Origin of the sequence: Pseudonocardia bannensis, assembly GCF_012911875.1 — a bacterium.
GTDB lineage: Bacteria > Actinomycetota > Actinomycetes > Mycobacteriales > Pseudonocardiaceae > Pseudonocardia > Pseudonocardia bannensis.
Genome location: NZ_JAAXKZ010000035.1, coordinates 1 through 16,392, shown reverse-complemented (window position 1 = coordinate 16,392; position 16,392 = coordinate 1). Strand labels below are relative to the sequence as shown.

The window sequence follows — 16,392 nt, the reverse complement described above, 5'->3', positions numbered from 1 at the left end:
CAACAAGAGGTGCGGGCTATCGGCTCGCGCGGGCCCGCCGGCTCCGGCGGGCGAGGGACGTGCGCGGGCCGGATACACCGCACCCGACACGTCGCCGGCGTCGCAACCCGTCTCAGCCGTGACCGAAGCAGTGGCTGCCGCAGTGCGAGAAGCAGTGGCTCGCACATTCGGCCTCGGCGACCACGGCGGGAACCGCGGCGGCCGCGACGAGTTGCCGGAACTCGTCACTCTGGAACGCGGCAGCGCGCTCGTCCTCGGGCAGCGCCCGCGCCCGGGTCTTGAAGTCCCGCAACTCGGTGGATTCTCCGCCGGTGCTCTGTGACTGGGACGCCTGCTGTTCGCTCTGCGTGGTCCGCGCGCGTGCTCGTCCTCGTCCACCCTGCGTCATTCCGTGTCCTCCGTCCGCACTATGTCGTGCTCAGTTGTCAGGCCGACGTCGACCTCAATAGAGGTGACCGGTGCAATGGGCCCGGCAATGCCCGGCACAATGCGCGCCACAGCATGCTCCGTTGATGGCCGCCCCTGTTCGGGACATCGCCGGCCGATAGATCCACAACGTCTGGGTGGTGTCCAGTCCCTCGACCTCGGCCGCCCGCGCGGGCCGCAACGTGAGGATCCGTCGTTCCTCGTCGGTGGTCTCCAGCAGCGTCTCGCCCTCCGCCAGGACCAGTCCGTCGCGGGAACGCAGGTGAGCGAGCCCGAAGACCTCGCGCAACCCGAGTTCGTCGAGTTTCGCGGCGAACGCGGCCAGGAAGGCCGACGAGCCGCGTAGCCGCTGCAGATCCCGCTCCGCCTCGGGCCGGATCTCCGGGGGGTACGCGCAGAACTCGAGCGGGAAGTAGTCGGCGCGCTCGTCGGTGACCTCGGCCTTCCACAGGTACGGAAGCAACCGCGGCAGCGTGTCGACGTTCCAGGGTTTCATGTAGGAGACGTTGTCGACGAACTCACGCACCACCAGTTCGTCGTCGGCGATCTCGAAATGCTTGTGCAGCAATGTCACCCCGACGACCTCGTGCATTCCGTGATGACAGATCACGTCGCCGAGTTCGGTCACGTAGTCCCGGTCACCGTCGAGATGGCCCTTTGCGATCTGGAAGTTGTTCAGCCGCTGGAAGACACCGACGTCGTAGTCGCGGACATCCACGTCCGGCACCGCATCGGTCATGGTTGCGCCCCCACCGTGCGGATGCCGCGTCGGATCCGCGCTCGTCACGAATGCCCGGAGCAGAACTCCGGCCCGGCCCGTCTAGGTCATCTGCTGCAGGAAGGTGATCATGTCGTCGGCGTGCTCCTCCTCGACGGCGAGGATCTCCTCGAAGATCCGCCGGGTCGTGACGTCGGAGTCCCCGAGCCATTTGATGATCTCGGTGTAGGACGCGATCGCCACCCGTTCCGCGACGAGGTTCTCCTTGATCATGTCGATGAGGTGCTCGGCGGTGGTGTACTCCGAATGCGCCCTACCGGTCAGCGTCGCCGGGTTCATGTCGGGCTTGCCACCCAGCTGGGAGATCCGCTCAGCGATCCGGTCGGCGTGATCCTGCTCCTCCGACGCGTGCTCGGCGAACTCCTCCGCCACCGGCTCCGCGTTGAGCCCGGTGGCCGCGTAGTGGTGCTGCTTGTACCGCAGCACGCACACGATCTCGGTGGCGAGCGCCTCGTTGAGGACCGAGATGACCCGGTCCACGTCGGCGTCGTAGGCGACGGTCACGGGTCCCTTGTCCATCTCGGCACGCGCCCGCTCGCGAAGGGTCTGCACATCGGTGAGGAAGTCGGCCATGGCGCTCCTTCGGGTCGGTGCGTCGTCCGGCCGTCGCGGCGTCGCGGAGTCACCGACGCCGACGACCCTGGCCGCCCCGGCCGCTCCGTCGCTCCGTCCCCCCGTGACGAACTGCCCCGACGCATCTGGCGCTGTCAGACCGAGGTGACCAGGGCGGCCCGGCCACCAGCATCGGCGATCCCGCCGTCGAAAACCGGCTGCGGTCGTGCCGGAGACCCCCTGGAGAGGACGACGAGGACGTTATGGCCAGGCGAGCGATGCCCGGACATCCGGCGACCACGAGGCCGACCCGCGTGTACTGGACCTGGATGCTGGCGCTGCCGGTCCTGGGCCTGGCCGCCGCGGCGCCCGGTGCGAGTCCTGGCCCATCGGTGCCGGTGCCGCGTGGGGCGACCCCGTCCGGAGACGGTGTCGTCGTCGGCGACGGCCCGGTCGTGGTCGACGCCTACGTCGACTTCCAGTGCCCGTTCTGCCGGCAGTTCGAGCAGCTGGCCGGCGACACGCTGGACCAGTTGTTGGCCGGTCACGCGATCGCGCTGGTCACCCACCCGATGGACTTCCTCGACGCGGTGTCCACAACCCGGTACTCGACCCGCGCCGCCGCGGCGTCGGGGGCGGCGGCGGACGCCGGGATGTTCCGCGAGTACGCGCGCACGCTGTTCGCGAACCAGCCACCCGAGGGTGGACCCGGGCTCACCGACGACCAGCTCATCGCCCTCGGGCAGGCGATCGGGATCACCGACCCGGCCTTCGCCGAGACGATCCGCAACGGCACCTACCTGCCCTGGCCGCCCTATGTGACCGAGCGGGCCGTGCAGCGCGGCGTCGCGGGCACCCCGAGCGTGTTCGTGGCGGGCGTCCCGGTCCCGGCACGACCGGAGCCGATCGTCGCCGCCGTCCGGTCCATCCTCGCCTGAGGGCCTACCGGTCGTCTGCGGTGGCGTGCGTCTCCCGGTGGAGGATCTCGTCGCGGTGCAGCCGTGCGGCGTGGAGCGCCGCGTACCGGTTCCGGGTCCGGATCGCCGCCGCGTCCTCAGGGCGGTCCAGGCGGAGGCGAGTGCAGGATCCCGGTGCCGTGCTCGTCCGCCGTACCAGGCCGGAGAGATGATGTCGGACTGCAGCGGTGCGGTCGTCGAGCCGCTCACCTGCTCTTCCGCGACGCCCGGCTCTCCCTGACCGGGAGCGGGTCCCGGGTCACCACGTCCACGTCGCCGGGGCACCCGTCGCCTCCGTCGTGTCACGGCGATCCCGGCACCGCCGGGGCCGATGCTGGGGACCCTTGCCCCTGGTCAGCCCTCACCCGACGGGTCAGAGTGCTTCCGGGGTGGCGGGAGGTGGCCCATGCTCTTCGACGACCGGATCGACGCCGGGCGGCAGCTGGCCGGGCAGCTGACGCACCTGCGGGGCCAGGACGTCCTGGTGCTCGGCCTGCCTCGTGGCGGCGTTCCCGTCGCGCTGCAGGTGGCCCGCGCGATCGGGGCCCCGCTCGACGTGATCGTCGTGCGCAAGCTGGGTGTCCCCTTCCAGCCCGAACTGGCCATGGGGGCGATCGGGGAGGAGGGAGCCCGCGTCATCGACGCCCGCACCGTCCGGCTCGCTCGCGTCGGCCGGGCCGAGCTGGCCGCGATCGAGGATCGTGAACGGGCCGAGCTGCATCGGCGGGTCCGCCGGTTCCGCGGCGATCGCCCACCGATCCCGGTCGCCGGGCGGACGGCGGTGCTGGTCGACGACGGGGTCGCCACCGGGGCGACGGCGCGGGCCGCGTGCCTGGTCGCCCGGGCCCGCGGCGCCGAGCGGTTGGTCCTGGCCGTCCCGGTGGCACCCATGGACTGGACCCGCCGGTTGAACGACACCGCGGACGAGCTGGTGTGCGTGGCGACGCCGCGGCCGTTCGAGGGCATCGGGAAGTGGTATCGCGACTTCTCCCCCACCCCGCACGCCGAGGTCGTCGCGTGCCTGGAGGCGGGCCGCCCCGAACCGGACACCTCCGACCCGCCCGTGGGCCCGTCGGCCTCGGGCGCCGGCACCGACACCGACACCGAGGTGGAGATCGAGCTCGGCACGGTGTCGCTCGCGGGGCACCTGACCGTGCCCGCGGACGCCCCCGGCGTCGTGGTGTTCGCACACGGCACCGGAAGCAGCCGGGCCAGCCCGCGCAACCGGGCGGTCGCCGCGGCCCTGCAGCGGGCCGGGTTCGGCACGCTGTTGTTCGACCTGCTCGCCCCGGATGAGGTTCGGCACCGCTCCGCGGCGTTCGACGTCGCCCTGTCCGCCGAGCGTCTCGCCGGCAGCACCCGCTGGCTGCGTGCGCAGCCGGCGGCCGCGGAGGCGCGGATCGGTTGGTTCGGTGCCGGCACCGGCGCGGCCGCAGCGCTATGGGCGGCCGCCGAACCCGACGCCGACGTCGACGCGGTGGTGTCCCGCGGCGGCCGGCCCGACCTCGCCGCCGCCCGGCTGACCGGCGTGCGGGCCCCGACGCTGCTCGCCGTCGGTGGCCGGGACCGGGTCGTGCTCGACCTCAACCGCCGGGCGGCACGGCTGCTGCGCTGCCCGCACCAGCTGACCGTGGTGCCCGGCGCCTCCCACCTGTTCGAGGAGCCGGGAGCGCTCGACGCCGTGGCCGGGCTGGCCGCCGACTGGTTCGTCCGGCACCTCGCGCCCGCGGTCCGGCGGACGATGGCGAGGCCCTGACGGTCCGGCGCACCGACCGGCCCGGGGCAGTGCGTGCCCCCTGTCAGCTACCCCTGTTCTCCCCCAGCTCCTCGACGATCGGGTTGGGCGGGGGAACATCCTTCGTCCGCTCGCTGAGCCCGGGGTGGGTGTGCAGTCGGCGCCGCTCCGCCTTGAGCGCCGCCTCCAGCTCCGGGTCCTCGTCGCGGATCTCGACCGACGCCTCCACCTCGAGGAAGCTGCGGTAGTCGACGGGCGGGATCGCCCGCAGCGCCTTGAGCGTCATCTCGTCCGCCCCGTTGCGCTCCGCGGTCTCGATCAGCTGCTCCTTCGTCGCCGGATAGTCGGCGTCTTCCAGCGCCTGCTTCAGGGCCCGGTAGGTGGTGTAGGCCGCCATGCACCCATGCTGGGCGCGGCGCGGCTCCCGGGCGTGGACCTGCGAGCGTGAGCCGCGGACCGCGGCCTCGCACTGGCAGGCCGGGAAGAGGCCGGGAAGACCGGCCGGGCCCACCGAGAGACACGGGCCCCTTGGCCCGGCCATCCGGGTGCGCAACGGCGGGACACTGCTGTCACCGGGAACCCGAGGAGGGTGGCCGGCGCGACTGTGCTGGCACGGCCGAAGGAGATCCCGTGCCGTCCCGAACCCGCACCGCGGACACGACCACCGAACCGGCCGGCACCGGGAACGGGGACGGCGCCGCGGACCGGGAGCACGCGGAGGCCGGGGCCCGGGGCTGATCCGCGGCCCCGGCTCAGCGCTGCGGCATGCGGCTCAGCGTCGTGGCGCCCTGCCGGACGGTCCGCTCGAACCCGCCGGCAGGCTCAGATCGGCCCGGCGCCGGAGCAGGCGGGCCAGCTCCGGGTCTGCGGGACCTCGCCCAGCGTCATCGCCGGCAGGTCGTCGTGCGTGTGGCCCTCGCGCAGCAGGGCGCTCGCCACGAGTTCCTGCGCGGCGGCGTGCGCTCTATGCCCGGCTCACCGGCGAGCGGTTCGGACGGGACCGACAGCGCCGCCCCGGCGTCGCCGCCATAGTCCTCGAACGCGCCGCCGGCCTCCGGGTGACCCCGACGATGTCGCCGTGCTCGAGTTCCCGATGACCGCGAGCACGTGCCCTCGCGGCCACCCCGGGACAGGTTGGTGGTCATCATCGGTACCACCAGGCCGGTCTCGTCCGGGGCGGCGCGGTACCGGTCGATCAGCCGGTCACGCTCGACGCGGGCCTCCCGAACAGGACGCGGGTGGGATGCGCTGCCATCAGTCCTCTTCGTTCGATGCGCCGAACGTGATGTCTGCCGTCGGTTTCAACCCCTGATCCGCAGGCACCGGGGAAGCGACCGCCGGCCCGTCCATGGAGGACCACCGTCGCGACCGCGGCCGGCGGGCGAGAGCGCGCTCACATCGGCGCGTGAGCCCCCCACCGGGACGGGCACCCCTCGGTGTCCGGCACCGTCCATTGCCGACCGAGAGAGGACTGATCGCCACCATGGCGAACACCGCGACCCTGATCGCCCAACTCCGTGCACTGGGGCACCTCACCCAGGCCGAGGCCCAGATCGCCCGGGTCCGCGTCGCCCAGGCCCGCACGGACGCCGTCCGGGGCGAACTGCAGCAGAACTCCCGCAACGCCGACGAGCGCGCCGACGCCATCGGCCGCCAGCTCCGCGACCTCGGCGCCGTGCCCGACGTCGTCAGCCCGGTGCTCGGCCGCGCCGGCGCCCTGGTCAAGAGCACCGTCGAGCAGGCCCAGCCGGTCGACGAGGCGCTGCTGTCCGACCTCGCGCTGGAGCACCAGCTGCTCGACCGGGCCCGCTACCTCGGCGTGCTCGCCGATGCGGCCGGCGAGGCGGGCGTCCGGAAGCTGGCCGAGCGGCTGGTCACCGCGCACACCGCCACCGTCGACTGGCTGACCACCGTCCTGGCCGAGGAGGCCCTCGGCGGGCCGACCGCCCTGCGGCCGACACCGCTGCAGCGGGTCGCCGGCGGCGTCACGCGCGCGGTCAACCTCCCGGCCCGGGTCGCCGTCGAGAGCGTCAACCGGGCCCTGCACACGGTGAACCAGACCGGGCAGGAGGCCCGGGACAAGGTCGGCGAGTACGCCAGTCGCGTCCTGCGGCTGGGCTCGGGCACCCGTGAGGTTCTCTTCGCCGGACGGGATGCGGCCCTGCAGCGTGCGGAGTCCGTCGCCCGCCGAGACGGCGCCCGCGACACCGCCTCCGCCGTCCACGAGACCCGTCGTGGCCTCGGCGGCCTGACGGCCGGCGAGCTGCCGATCCGCGGTTATGCCGCCCTGTCGGCACAGGACGTCATCGCGCGGATCAAGAAGCTGGAACGCACCGACGACATCAACGCCGTGCTGCGCTACGAGGAGACGCACAAGAACCGCTCCGGTGTCGTGTCGGCCGCGCAGACCAGGCACGCCGCGCTGGCCAAGGAGGCGGTGGGCGTCAACTGAGTCCTCGTCGGACCGCCCGGCGGCCCTGTGCGGACCACCCGCGTAGGGGGTCCGTGGCGGCGGGCCGTGCGAGCGCCGTTTCCCCGCGATCACCATTGGGCATTAAGGACTCGTGATGCTGCTGCGGCCGCCCGGGGTGTACCGGGTCGACGGGGACACTGCTCTGCTGACCGACGTGATGCACCGAGGCGACTACGCAACGGGCCGTCGCGTCCTTGATATCGGCACCGGGACCGGTGCACTGGCACTCGCCGCCGCGAGCGCAGGGGCCGCGTCGGTGACCGCGGTCGATCTGTCGCTGCGCTCGGTCGCCGCGACCTGGTTGAACAGCCGGCTGCACCGGATGCCGATCACGGTCCGCCGCGGCGACCTGTTCGGGCCCGTCCGCGAAGGGCGCTTCGACCTGGTGCTCGCCAACCCGCCCTACGTGCCCGCGCTGAGCAACGCGCTGCCCCGGCACCGGATGGCCAGGTGCTGGGACGCGGGCCGCGACGGCAGGGCGATCCTGGACCGGATCTGCGCGGACGTCCCGGGGGCCCTCACCGAGGACGGCGTGGTGCTCATCGTGCACTCGGAGGTGTGCGAGGAGGATCGGACGATGGCCGCGTTGCGCGAGGGCGGCCTGGACGCCCGCGTCGTCGGCCGGGCCACGATCCCGTTCGGCCCGGTGATGCGGGCGCGGGCCGAGCTGCTGGAGGCCCAGGGCCTCGTCCGGCCCGGGCAGCGGGACGAGGAGATCGTCGTCGTCGAGGGCCGCCGTGCCGGGTGAGCCGGCCCGGCGCCGGGTGGAGCCGACCGAGGAGGGCCCCGTGCTGCTGTACGGGCCCGTCGACCTGGTGCTGCCCGACGGGCGCCGGGTCCGCTCCGACCGCCCGGTGACCGCGCTGTGCACCTGCCGGCGCAGCCGCCGGTACCCGATCTGCGACACCAGCCACCGCCGCCGCGCGCGGCGGGCCCGATCCGAGGAGCAGGATGCCGACCGTTCCGCCGACCGCCCTACCGATTGCGGCGCCGTCCCGCGAACCGAGCCCGCCGGCTGAGCCCCCGGCGCTGCCGGGGCCGCGGGGCCCGCTGTCCGCCGCGGTCCTCGACGCGCTGCGGGGAGCGCCGGCGGTGCCGGTCGACGCCGGCTCGGCCGAGCCCTACGGCGAGGACCTGCAGCTCGCGCTCTACTGCTGCTACGAGCTGCACTACCGCGGGTTCGCGGGCGTCGCCGACGACCGGGAGTGGGACCCGGAACTACTCGGCCTGCGCCGGGCGCTGGAGCAACGTTTCCTGGCCGCGCTGCGCCGGGACGTGCCGGGGCGCGGGATCGACGCCGACGTCGAGGCCGCCATCGCCGGGCTGCTCGTGGAACCGGCCGACGCGTGGGGGGTCTCCCATCATCTACGCCGCGACGGCGAGCTGTGGCAGTTGCGCGAGTACGTCGCGCTCCGCTCGCTGTACCACCTCAAGGAGGCCGACCCGCAGGCCCTGGTCATCGCCCGGCTGTCCGGGCCGGCCAAGGCGGCGCTGGTCAGCGTGGAGCACGACGAGTACGGGGCCGGTGACCCGGACCGGATGCACGCCCACCTGTTCGCCGCGATGATGCAGGAGCTCGGCCTCGACGCGCGCTACGGCGCCTATCTCGACCACGCTCCTGCAGAGGTCCTCGCCGAGGTCAACCTGATGTCGCTGTGTGGGCTGCACCGGGCACTGCGCGGGGCGCTCGTGGGCCAGTTCGCCACGGTGGAGCTGACCTCCTCCCCCGGATCGGACCGGCTGGTCCGGGCCATCCGCAGGCTCGGCGGGGGCCCGGCGGCGAGCGAGTTCTACGCCGAACACGTCGAAGCCGACGCTGTGCACGAGCAACTGGTCCGTCGCGGGGTCATCGCACCGTTGCTGGCGGCCGAACCGGCCCTGGCCGCCGACATCGTGTTCGGCATCGAGGCGAGCAACCTGCTCGCCGACCGGCTGTCCGCGCTGTTACTCGACCACTGGGCACGGGACCGCTCCGTGCTGCGCCACCCGCTGCCGGCCCGAGCGTGAAACAGGCGGTCCCGCCGGCTGCTCGTCGAACCGGCGGGACCTCGATCACGGAGCACCCGGGCACGCCGTAACCGTGTCTGCGGCCTACCCGTTCGGTTCGGCCCCGACGCGGGGCCGCCAGGTGCGGACGAGGCCGGCGACCAGCTCGTCGGTGCTCGTCGTGACCAGCGGCAGCAGCTCGGACAACCCGGTGAGCTCGAGGATACGAGCGGTCGGCCGGGTGTCGGTGCTGGTCACGTACAGCCGGACCCCCGCGGCCCGTGCGGACTCGTGGACCTCCAGCAGCGCCCGCACCCCGCAGGAACCGATGAACGTGACGTCGCGCATGTCGATGATCGTGTGCGCGTGGCACGTCAGCTGGAACTCGACCCGTTCCACGAACAGCGGCGCGGTGAGCAGGTCCAGTTCACCGAAGGGGCGCACCACGGCCACCGCCGGGGACGGGATGTGGACCCGGACCTCGAGTGGCCCGTCGGTGCCGTGGTGCAGCATCGTCGAATCGCTCACAGGCGTCTCCTCGGCCGTCGCCGGCGTCCGCCGTGCAGGGAATGGACGCCGCGAGAGGTGAGAACCGCACCGGCTGGCTGCTCAACGAGGCGGCTGGTGCACAGACCATGACGCACCGGTGCGACATCGGCAACCCGTGGCGAGGCGCGGGCGCTCAGGATCCCCCGGCCGATCCAGCAGGTCCGCCGGCCCGTGAGTTCCAGCCCGGTGAGTTCCAGCACGGTGCGGGCCGGACAGCCACTCGACCGCGACCAGACGCCCCCTGGCGGGCCTTCAGCTCGTGGAGCAGCCGGACCCCCGCGCTGGCCAGATCGACACGTCCGACAGGTCGACCACCCCCTGGGGCCCCACACCGCTCCGTGACGGGTGAAGCTGCCGGCGCCTCACCCGCCGGCACCGGCCAGCCGGTGCGCCAGCACCCGCAGGTCGGCGACGAGCCCGTCGAACACCTCGTCGCGGCGCTCCTTCGGTGTCCGCAGCACAGCCGACGGGTGCAGGGTCGCCACCGCCTCGTGGCCCTCCCACTCCAGGACCTCGCCGCGCTGTTCGGTGATCCGGAACGAGCGGCCGAGCAGCGCCTGGGCCGCCGTCGCCCCCAGCAGGCCGATGACGTCCGGGCGCACCAGCCGCAGCTCCGCGTCCAGCCAGGGCCGGCAGGCGCGGATCTCGGCGGCGTTCGGCTTGCGGTGGATGCGCCGCTTGCCCCGCTGCTCGTGCGCGAAGTGCTTCACGACATTGGTCAGGTACACGTCCTCGCGGCGGATGCCGGCCGCGGCCAGCGCCCGGTCCAGGACCCGGCCGGCCGGCCCGACGAACGGTGCTCCCTCGCGGTCCTCGCGGTCGCCGGGCTGCTCGCCGATCAGCATCAGCCGCGCCGACGGCGGCCCGGTCCCGACGACCGCCTGCTCGGCGTCGCGGTAGAGGTCGCATGCGGTGCACCGGGACACCGCGCGGCGCAGTTCGTCCAGATCGGTCAGGTCCGCCGCGGTCGCGGTGCCCATCGCAGCCTCCTCGTTCGGTCGTGGGCGGCGTTCCCCACGGCGGTGCCGGCCAACCACGGCGCACTGCGGCCGGCGTTTCCGGCGGCACGGCAGCGGGCATGTCCACAGTGGCGGCCGAGCGCCGCGACGACCGTCACCCGAACCTGGAGGACCTGTGTCCCGTTCCCAATCCGAGTCGGAGTCCGACGTCGCCGACGACGAGGCCGTCGCCGCGAGCCGCGACACCGGCGGCCGCCCGGCGTCGGACGACCCCGACGAAGGCACCACGACCGGCACCACGGAGAACGACGAGTTCGTCGGCCGGGTTTCGGGCCAGGACGTCGGCTATGCCGAGGAGACCGGCGCCGAGGCACGGGCGAGGCAGGACGACCGCGACCGGTAGCGCCGGTCCGTGACGACGCGGCGAGTGCCTTCGTCTGCGGAGACACGACGGTCCCTGCAGGGTGGGCTGCCTGCGCGAAGGGGCACCGCCGGTCGGGCGGATGCTCCGCGTCTCCACGCGTCCCCGGCATTCCGGACGAGATGCACCCTGCCGCAACCCTTGATCCGTTCGCCTCCCCTGGACCGAGCCCGCAACCCGGCGGCTGCAACGAGGCAGCGACCGTCAGCAGTGGGCGGGCATGCACGAGCACGGTTGCCGGCAATGCGAACGGACCGGCCCCACACCCTCCCGGCCACTCGGCCGACGGCCTCCGCACTGACCCCTCGACGGCCTGGAGAAGGCGGGTCTCAAGCTCGGCCAGGGCGACGACGGTAGCGGCCTGGAGAGCGCCCGGGCGCCGCTCGGCGGCACCGTCGCAGACCGGTGCGCCCCGTCCGGGGCATCGACGACGAGGGTGAGCTGCGCACGACCTGGCGCCGATCCGGGCACCCGGGTTTCCGGTTCAAGAGCGGCAACCTGCACCGGTCGCGGCACTACCCGCAGTTCCTGGCGCTGCAGATCAAGGCGATCGAGGAGGGCCTCATCCGCGCTGAGGCCCGCGCCTGCCACTCCTACCCCGGGCCCGTCGGCCCGGCCGCGTTTCCCCGGCGGCCCCCTGGGTACGAGGGCGCTACCGACAAACACTCAGCGGGAGGCGAGAACTCGAATGAGCGAGTCAGGCGCGAAGTCCGCCCACGACGATTGGCGACGCACCCTCGACCAGCTGACCGCGGAGCATCTGGGTGACAAGGTCACCATCGAGCTGGTGGACCCGACTCTCGGCCACCAGCACGAGGCGGAGCAGAAGCCCTTCGCCTATGCGAACTACGACCACAAGGACGACGTCGTGATCGTCGCCGTCGGCCAGGACTCTCCCGACGAGCCGATCCTGCGGCACATGGTCTGGCATCCCAAGGAGATCAACGTCGCCGACGACCCTTCGCTGCCGCCGGCGTTCCGCGTGGTCGAACCGGACGGGACGACGACGCTGGTGACGTTCTTCCACCAGACCGTCCCGGCCTGACGGTCCGCCGCCGGGCGGATCCCCGGCGCCGCCGGGACACCTTCGCCCGTGCGGCTCAGCGCTGCGGCGGGACCAGGCCGATGAGCGTGCGGGCCTGCTCGACACCGGTGACCGGGAGGCCGTCGGGGTCCAGCAGCCCGAGAGCTGCGAGTGTTCCCGGCCGCCCCATGGGCACCCCGGCGCCGCGAGCAGACCCGGCGACTGCGCGCCCGGGCGACGTTCACCACCTGGACGGCGTGGGGCGGCCCGGTTCAGGACAGCAGCGCCGCGAACTGGGCCGGACCGATGTTGCCGCCGGAGAGCACGACGCCGATGCGCCGCGGCACCGGGTCGAGACGACCGGCCAGCAACGCCGCGAGCGGGGTCGCCCCGCTGGGCTCGAGCACGAGCTTCAGCCGCTCGAACGCCCACACCATGGCCGCACGGATCTCGTCGTCGCTCACGACCACGACGTCGGCGACCAGCTTCTGGTTGATGGCGAACGTCAGCTCGCCCGGGGTCTCGGCGGCCTGCCCGTCGGCGATGGTCCGGGGGACGGGGATGCGGATCCGGTGCCCGGCCGCCAGGGAGCGCCGGGTGTCGTCCCCGTCCGCGGGTTCGACACCGATCATGCGGATGCGGGGGTCGGACGCGGTCGCGGCGGTGGCGCAGCCCGCCATCAGCCCCCCGCCGCCGACCGGCACCACCATCGCGTCGAGCGGTCCGGCGTCCTGCACCAGCTCCAGCCCCGCCGTCCCCTGCCCGGCGATGACGTGCGGGTGGTCGTAGGGCGGCACGACCGCGAGACCGCGCTCCGCGGCGATGCGCTCCCCGATGGCGACGCGGTCACCGGTGTAGCGGTCGTAGGTGACGACCTCAGCGCCGTAGCCGCGGGTGGCCGCGAGCTTCAGCGGCGGCGAGTCCTCCGGCATCACGATGACCGCGGTGCTGCCCAGCACCCGGGCGGCGAGCGCGACGGCCTGGGCGTGGTTGCCGGACGAGTAGGTGACGACCCCCCGTCGCAGCTGCGCGGGCGAGAGCCGGGACATCGCGTTGTAGGCACCGCGGAACTTGAACGCGCCGATCCGCTGGAGGTTCTCGCACTTGAGGTGGACCTCGGCGCCGAGGAGACCCTCGAGCGTCCGCGAGCGGACCACGGGCGTGCGGTGGGCCACGCCGCGGATCCGCGCGGCGGCATCGGTGACGTCGTGGACCGTGACCGTACCGCCGGGGCCGGGGCTGCTGGGCATCGACTCGGGCAGCGTCACCGATCTCTCCGTTCCTGCGTGAAGGGGCGGTAGGGTCCCGATCGTGCACGGTGACCGCCCGGAATCCGACCTTGCCATCGAGCACCGCGTCGCGGCTCTCGAGTCGATCCTCGTCGAGAAGGGCTATGTCGATCCCGCCGCCCTCGACGTGATCATCGAGACCTACTCCTCGGTCGTCGGGCCGCGCAACGGCGCCGCCGTCGTGGCCAGGTCGTGGGTGGACCCCGACTACCGCGTCTGGCTCCGCCGCGACGCCACCGCCGCGATCGCCGCTCTCGGCTTCACGGGCCGGCAGGGCGAGCACATGGTGGCGGTGGAGAACACCCCCGAGGAGCACAACCTCGTGGTCTGCACGCTGTGCTCGTGCTACCCGTGGCCGGTCCTCGGGCTGCCGCCGGTCTGGTACAAGTCGCCGGCCTACCGGTCCCGTGCCGTGATCGACCCCCGCGGCGTGCTCGCCGACTTCGGCGTCACCCTCGACCCGTCGACCCGGATCCGGGTGTGGGACTCCACCGCGGAGGTCCGCTACCTCGTCGTTCCGATGCGGCCCGACGACACCGAGGACCTCACCGAGGCCGAGCTCGCCGACCTCGTCACCCGCGACTCCATGATCGGCGCAGGGCTGGCCGGGCAGCCGGCGCGGGTGACCCGGTGAACGGGGCCCAGGACCTGGGCGGCGTCATGGGGTTCGGCCCGGTGGTGCCGGAGCCGGAGGACGTGCGCTTCCACGCCGACTGGGAGAAGCGCGCCCTGGCGCTGACGCTGGCCGCCGGTGCGACCGGCGCCTGGTCGATCGACGCGGGCCGGCACGCGAGGGAGAGCCTGCACCCCGCCGACTACCTCTCCTCCAGCTACTACGAGATCTGGACGAAGGGCCTGGAACGGCTGCTCGTCTCCCACGGTCTCGTCTCCGAGGAGGAGCTGACCGCCGGACGGTCCCTCGAACCGGGCAGGCCCGTGGGACGCGTCCTGCGCGCGGCCGACACCCCGGCGGCGCTCGCGGCGGGCTCTCCCTACGACCGGCCGGCGGACGCCCCGGCGCGCTTCGCGGTCGGCGATCGCGTGCGCACCGGCAACCGGCATCCGGCCGGGCACACCCGCCTGCCCCGCTACGCCCGCGACAAGCACGGGGTGGTCGAGGAGGTCCGCGGCGCGTTCGTCTTCCCCGACACCAGCGCGCACGGGGACGGCGAAGCGCCGCAGTGGCTCTACACGGTCCGGTTCTCCGGCCACGAGCTGTGGGGACCCGACGCCGACCCGACCCTCACGGTCTCCATCGACGCGTGGGAGAACTACCTCGACGCCGCCTGACGAGCCGGCGGGCGCAGCCGGATCCAGGCCCCACGCGGGAGGGGGCGGTCGCCGGGTGGTCCGTCAGGGCACTCGCCACACGGTGGTACGCCGGACCTCGACGCCCTCCATCTCGGGGACCGGGACGTCGTAGACGGCCAGCGCCTCGAACCGGTCCTTCGGCAGGTACGCCCGGCCCGGATCCCCGACGAACACCTCGGAGCCGCGCTCCCGGAGCCGCTCCAGGAACGGCAGCACGCGGTCCACCATCGCCTTGTCGTAGCAGATGTCCCCCGCGAGCACGACAGCCGCGTCCGGCGGGTCCCGGTCGAGCACGTCGCCGTGCACGCAGGACAGAGTGACGTCGTTCGCCGCGGTGTTCAGCCCGATCGCGGCGATCGCGTACTCGTCGATCTCGTTGGCGGTGACGGAGGCCGCGCCGGCCTTCGCCGCGGCGATCGCGGCGAGCCCGCAACCGGAGGCGAAGTCGAACACGGTGCGGCCACGGACGGTCTCCGGGGAGTCGAGGAGGTAGCGGGCGAGTGCCTGGCCCCCGGCCCAGGCCGCCCCCCAGAACGGCGGGGGGAGACCGCTGCGGCGCAGCTCGGCCTCGGTCTGCTCCCAGAGCGCGACGACGTCGTCGGCGAGGTGGAGTCGGATCTCGGGGACGCACGGCGGCACGTCGAGCCGGGTGTGTGCCCGGATGAAGTCCGCCGGTGCCGCGGGCATGTGCCATCCGTTCCGGACCCGGGAGGCCGCGTCCGTCGCTCACAGTACTGCGGGTCCGAACGGGTCAGGAGGTCGGTCAGGAGGTCGGTCAGGAGGTCGGTCAGGAGGTCGCTGCCCCCCGCGCGTCGCCCCCGTCGCCGGTGCGCAGGCGCAGGCGCAGGGCCTCCGGGTCGGGCGGTGCCGCCTCCGTCGTCCGGAGGAAGTCGCGCAGCACCCGGGCGAAGCGCTGCGGGTGCTCCATGTGCGGGAAGTGCCCGGCCCCGTCGAACACCTCGAGCCGGCTTCCGGGAAGGCGCTCATGGGCCGCCACCGTGTGCTCGACCGGGATGCAGGAGTCGTTCCCGCCCCCGACCAGCAGGACGGGCGTGCCGGCCAGCAGGTACAGCCGGTCGGTACCGCCGAGCCGCTGCCCGGCGAGGGTCAGGGCGGTGCGGGTGGTCTGCACGAACGCCCCGCGTGCTCCGCTGTCGGCCAGCGAGGCCAGGGCCCGCGCCAGTTCGTCCAGATCGGCCGTCGGGATGACCGGCACCGCGCGGGCCGCGCGGTAGGCGAACCGTCCGACCCAGCCCGGGGTGAGTGCGGTGAGCATGCGCAGGACAGCGGCCGTGCCGGGCAGACTGGCCGCGCGCAGAGCCGGGGTCACCTCGCGGCCGAGTCCGCCGCTGGCGACCAGCGCGAGCCGCTCGGTGAGCTCGGGGAACTGGTAGGCGAACTGCATCGCGACGCCGCCGCCGAGGGAGTGCCCGACGATGCTGGCGCGGTCGAGTTCCAGCGCGAGCAGCAGGTCCCGCAGGCCGGTCGCATAGGCGCCCAGCGAGTAGTCGCCGGACGGGGGCTTGGCGGATTCGCCGTGGCCCAGCAGGTCGGGCGCGATGACGTGGGCGTGCCGGCCCAGCAGCGGCATCACCGTCGACCAGGTCGCCGAGCTGCCCGCCAGCCCGTGCAACAGCACCACCACCGGGCCCGCGCCGGGCGCGCCGCTCTCCAGGTAGGTCACCCGCTGGCCGTGCAACCGGATCTCCCGGCGGGCCACCGGCACGGGGCGCCGGCGCGGGCCGAACCCGACCCGCCGCGGCCCTGGCAGCACGGGCACGCGGCCCTCGCGATCGTCCACCAGCACTGCTGCCATCCGACCGGCCTCTCCACACACCGGGCGCGGCGCGCCGCGCATCGCCATGCGGACGCGGCGACATGACGGGTATGCCCCGAAGGGGCGGGTACTACTCGTGGGTCGTCGGGTCGGGGG

The 16,392-nt window shown here is 73.6% G+C and carries 19 protein-coding genes; 10 read left to right on the top strand and 9 right to left on the bottom strand.

Features of this window, described 5'->3' with window-relative positions; genetic code table 11:
• Positions 1-112: 112 nt before the first annotated feature.
• The 3 genes from HF519_RS11930 to HF519_RS11920 form a co-directional block, all read right to left on the bottom strand.
• Positions 113-388, bottom strand: a complete 276-nt coding sequence (locus tag HF519_RS11930; protein WP_169412979.1) for a hypothetical protein — start codon at positions 386-388, stop codon at positions 113-115.
• A 54-nt stretch (positions 389-442) separates the two neighbouring features.
• Positions 443-1,165 carry a hypothetical protein gene (locus HF519_RS11925; protein WP_169412978.1) on the bottom strand — a complete coding sequence of 241 codons (723 nt, stop codon included), beginning with the start codon at positions 1,163-1,165 and terminating at the stop codon, positions 443-445.
• Between the two features lie 81 nt (positions 1,166-1,246).
• A complete protein-coding gene (locus tag HF519_RS11920; protein WP_169412977.1) occupies positions 1,247-1,777 on the bottom strand; it encodes a ferritin-like domain-containing protein in 531 nt (176 codons plus the stop codon).
• A 293-nt stretch (positions 1,778-2,070) separates the two neighbouring features.
• Here HF519_RS11920 and HF519_RS11915 point away from each other — a divergent pair, with 293 nt between their 5' ends.
• On the top strand, positions 2,071-2,694 hold the full coding sequence (locus HF519_RS11915; protein ID WP_211169907.1) for a DsbA family protein: 624 nt from the start codon (positions 2,071-2,073) through the stop codon (positions 2,692-2,694).
• Between the two features lie 424 nt (positions 2,695-3,118).
• Positions 3,119-4,468, top strand: coding sequence for a phosphoribosyltransferase family protein (locus HF519_RS11910; protein ID WP_169412976.1), 1,350 nt, complete (start codon positions 3,119-3,121; stop codon positions 4,466-4,468).
• A gap of 43 nt (positions 4,469-4,511) precedes the next feature.
• Here HF519_RS11910 and HF519_RS11905 read toward each other — a convergent pair whose 3' ends face one another.
• Complete coding sequence (locus HF519_RS11905) at positions 4,512-4,844, bottom strand: DUF2795 domain-containing protein (protein ID WP_169412975.1); 333 nt, start codon at positions 4,842-4,844, stop codon at positions 4,512-4,514.
• A gap of 1,086 nt (positions 4,845-5,930) precedes the next feature.
• On the opposite strand from HF519_RS11905, the gene HF519_RS11900 reads away from it, so the two are divergent.
• From HF519_RS11900 to HF519_RS11885, 4 genes are all read left to right on the top strand, one after another.
• Positions 5,931-6,899: a DUF8129 domain-containing protein gene (locus HF519_RS11900; RefSeq protein WP_169412974.1), complete on the top strand. Its 969-nt coding sequence runs from the start codon at positions 5,931-5,933 to the stop codon at positions 6,897-6,899.
• Positions 6,900-7,014: 115 nt separating this feature from the next.
• On the top strand, positions 7,015-7,668 hold the full coding sequence (locus HF519_RS11895; RefSeq protein ID WP_211169906.1) for a HemK2/MTQ2 family protein methyltransferase: 654 nt from the start codon (positions 7,015-7,017) through the stop codon (positions 7,666-7,668).
• Positions 7,658-7,939: a CDGSH iron-sulfur domain-containing protein gene (locus HF519_RS32835; RefSeq protein ID WP_169412973.1), complete on the top strand. Its 282-nt coding sequence runs from the start codon at positions 7,658-7,660 to the stop codon at positions 7,937-7,939. The genes HF519_RS11895 and HF519_RS32835 overlap by 11 nt, the downstream gene beginning before the upstream one ends.
• Positions 7,872-8,927, top strand: a complete 1,056-nt coding sequence (locus HF519_RS11885; RefSeq protein ID WP_169412972.1) for an iron-containing redox enzyme family protein — start codon at positions 7,872-7,874, stop codon at positions 8,925-8,927. The genes HF519_RS32835 and HF519_RS11885 overlap by 68 nt, the downstream gene beginning before the upstream one ends.
• A gap of 84 nt (positions 8,928-9,011) precedes the next feature.
• Here HF519_RS11885 and HF519_RS11880 read toward each other — a convergent pair whose 3' ends face one another.
• Both HF519_RS11880 and HF519_RS11875 read right to left on the bottom strand, forming a co-directional pair.
• Positions 9,012-9,434, bottom strand: coding sequence for an STAS domain-containing protein (locus HF519_RS11880; RefSeq protein WP_169412971.1), 423 nt, complete (start codon positions 9,432-9,434; stop codon positions 9,012-9,014).
• Positions 9,435-9,817: 383 nt separating this feature from the next.
• Positions 9,818-10,492, bottom strand: a complete 675-nt coding sequence (locus HF519_RS11875; protein WP_312860058.1) for a UdgX family uracil-DNA binding protein — start codon at positions 10,490-10,492, stop codon at positions 9,818-9,820.
• Between the two features lie 97 nt (positions 10,493-10,589).
• Here HF519_RS11875 and HF519_RS11870 point away from each other — a divergent pair, with 97 nt between their 5' ends.
• Both HF519_RS11870 and HF519_RS11860 read left to right on the top strand, forming a co-directional pair.
• The gene (locus tag HF519_RS11870) at positions 10,590-10,817 is read left to right on the top strand and encodes a hypothetical protein (RefSeq protein WP_169412969.1); all 228 of its coding nucleotides are present in this window, start codon (positions 10,590-10,592) and stop codon (positions 10,815-10,817) included.
• 706 nt (positions 10,818-11,523) lie between these two features.
• Positions 11,524-11,880, top strand: a complete 357-nt coding sequence (locus tag HF519_RS11860; RefSeq protein ID WP_169412968.1) for a DUF5335 family protein — start codon at positions 11,524-11,526, stop codon at positions 11,878-11,880.
• Positions 11,881-12,131: 251 nt separating this feature from the next.
• Here the strand turns inward: HF519_RS11860 and HF519_RS11855 are convergent, their stop codons facing one another.
• Positions 12,132-13,109 carry a pyridoxal-phosphate dependent enzyme gene (locus tag HF519_RS11855; RefSeq protein WP_169413008.1) on the bottom strand — a complete coding sequence of 326 codons (978 nt, stop codon included), beginning with the start codon at positions 13,107-13,109 and terminating at the stop codon, positions 12,132-12,134.
• Between the two features lie 61 nt (positions 13,110-13,170).
• Between HF519_RS11855 and nthA the strand changes: the two genes are divergently transcribed.
• Entirely contained in the window at positions 13,171-13,782 is a 612-nt protein-coding gene (nthA, locus tag HF519_RS11850) for a nitrile hydratase subunit alpha (RefSeq protein WP_312860057.1), read from the top strand.
• Complete coding sequence (gene nthB / locus HF519_RS11845) at positions 13,779-14,438, top strand: nitrile hydratase subunit beta (RefSeq protein WP_169412967.1); 660 nt, start codon at positions 13,779-13,781, stop codon at positions 14,436-14,438. The genes nthA and nthB overlap by 4 nt, the downstream gene beginning before the upstream one ends.
• 63 nt (positions 14,439-14,501) lie before the next feature.
• On the opposite strand, the gene HF519_RS11840 is transcribed toward nthB, so the two are convergent.
• On the bottom strand, positions 14,502-15,146 hold the full coding sequence (locus HF519_RS11840; protein WP_169412966.1) for a class I SAM-dependent methyltransferase: 645 nt from the start codon (positions 15,144-15,146) through the stop codon (positions 14,502-14,504).
• Between the two features lie 100 nt (positions 15,147-15,246).
• A complete protein-coding gene (locus HF519_RS11835; protein ID WP_169412965.1) occupies positions 15,247-16,275 on the bottom strand; it encodes an alpha/beta fold hydrolase in 1,029 nt (342 codons plus the stop codon).
• Positions 16,276-16,392 lie beyond the last annotated feature (117 nt).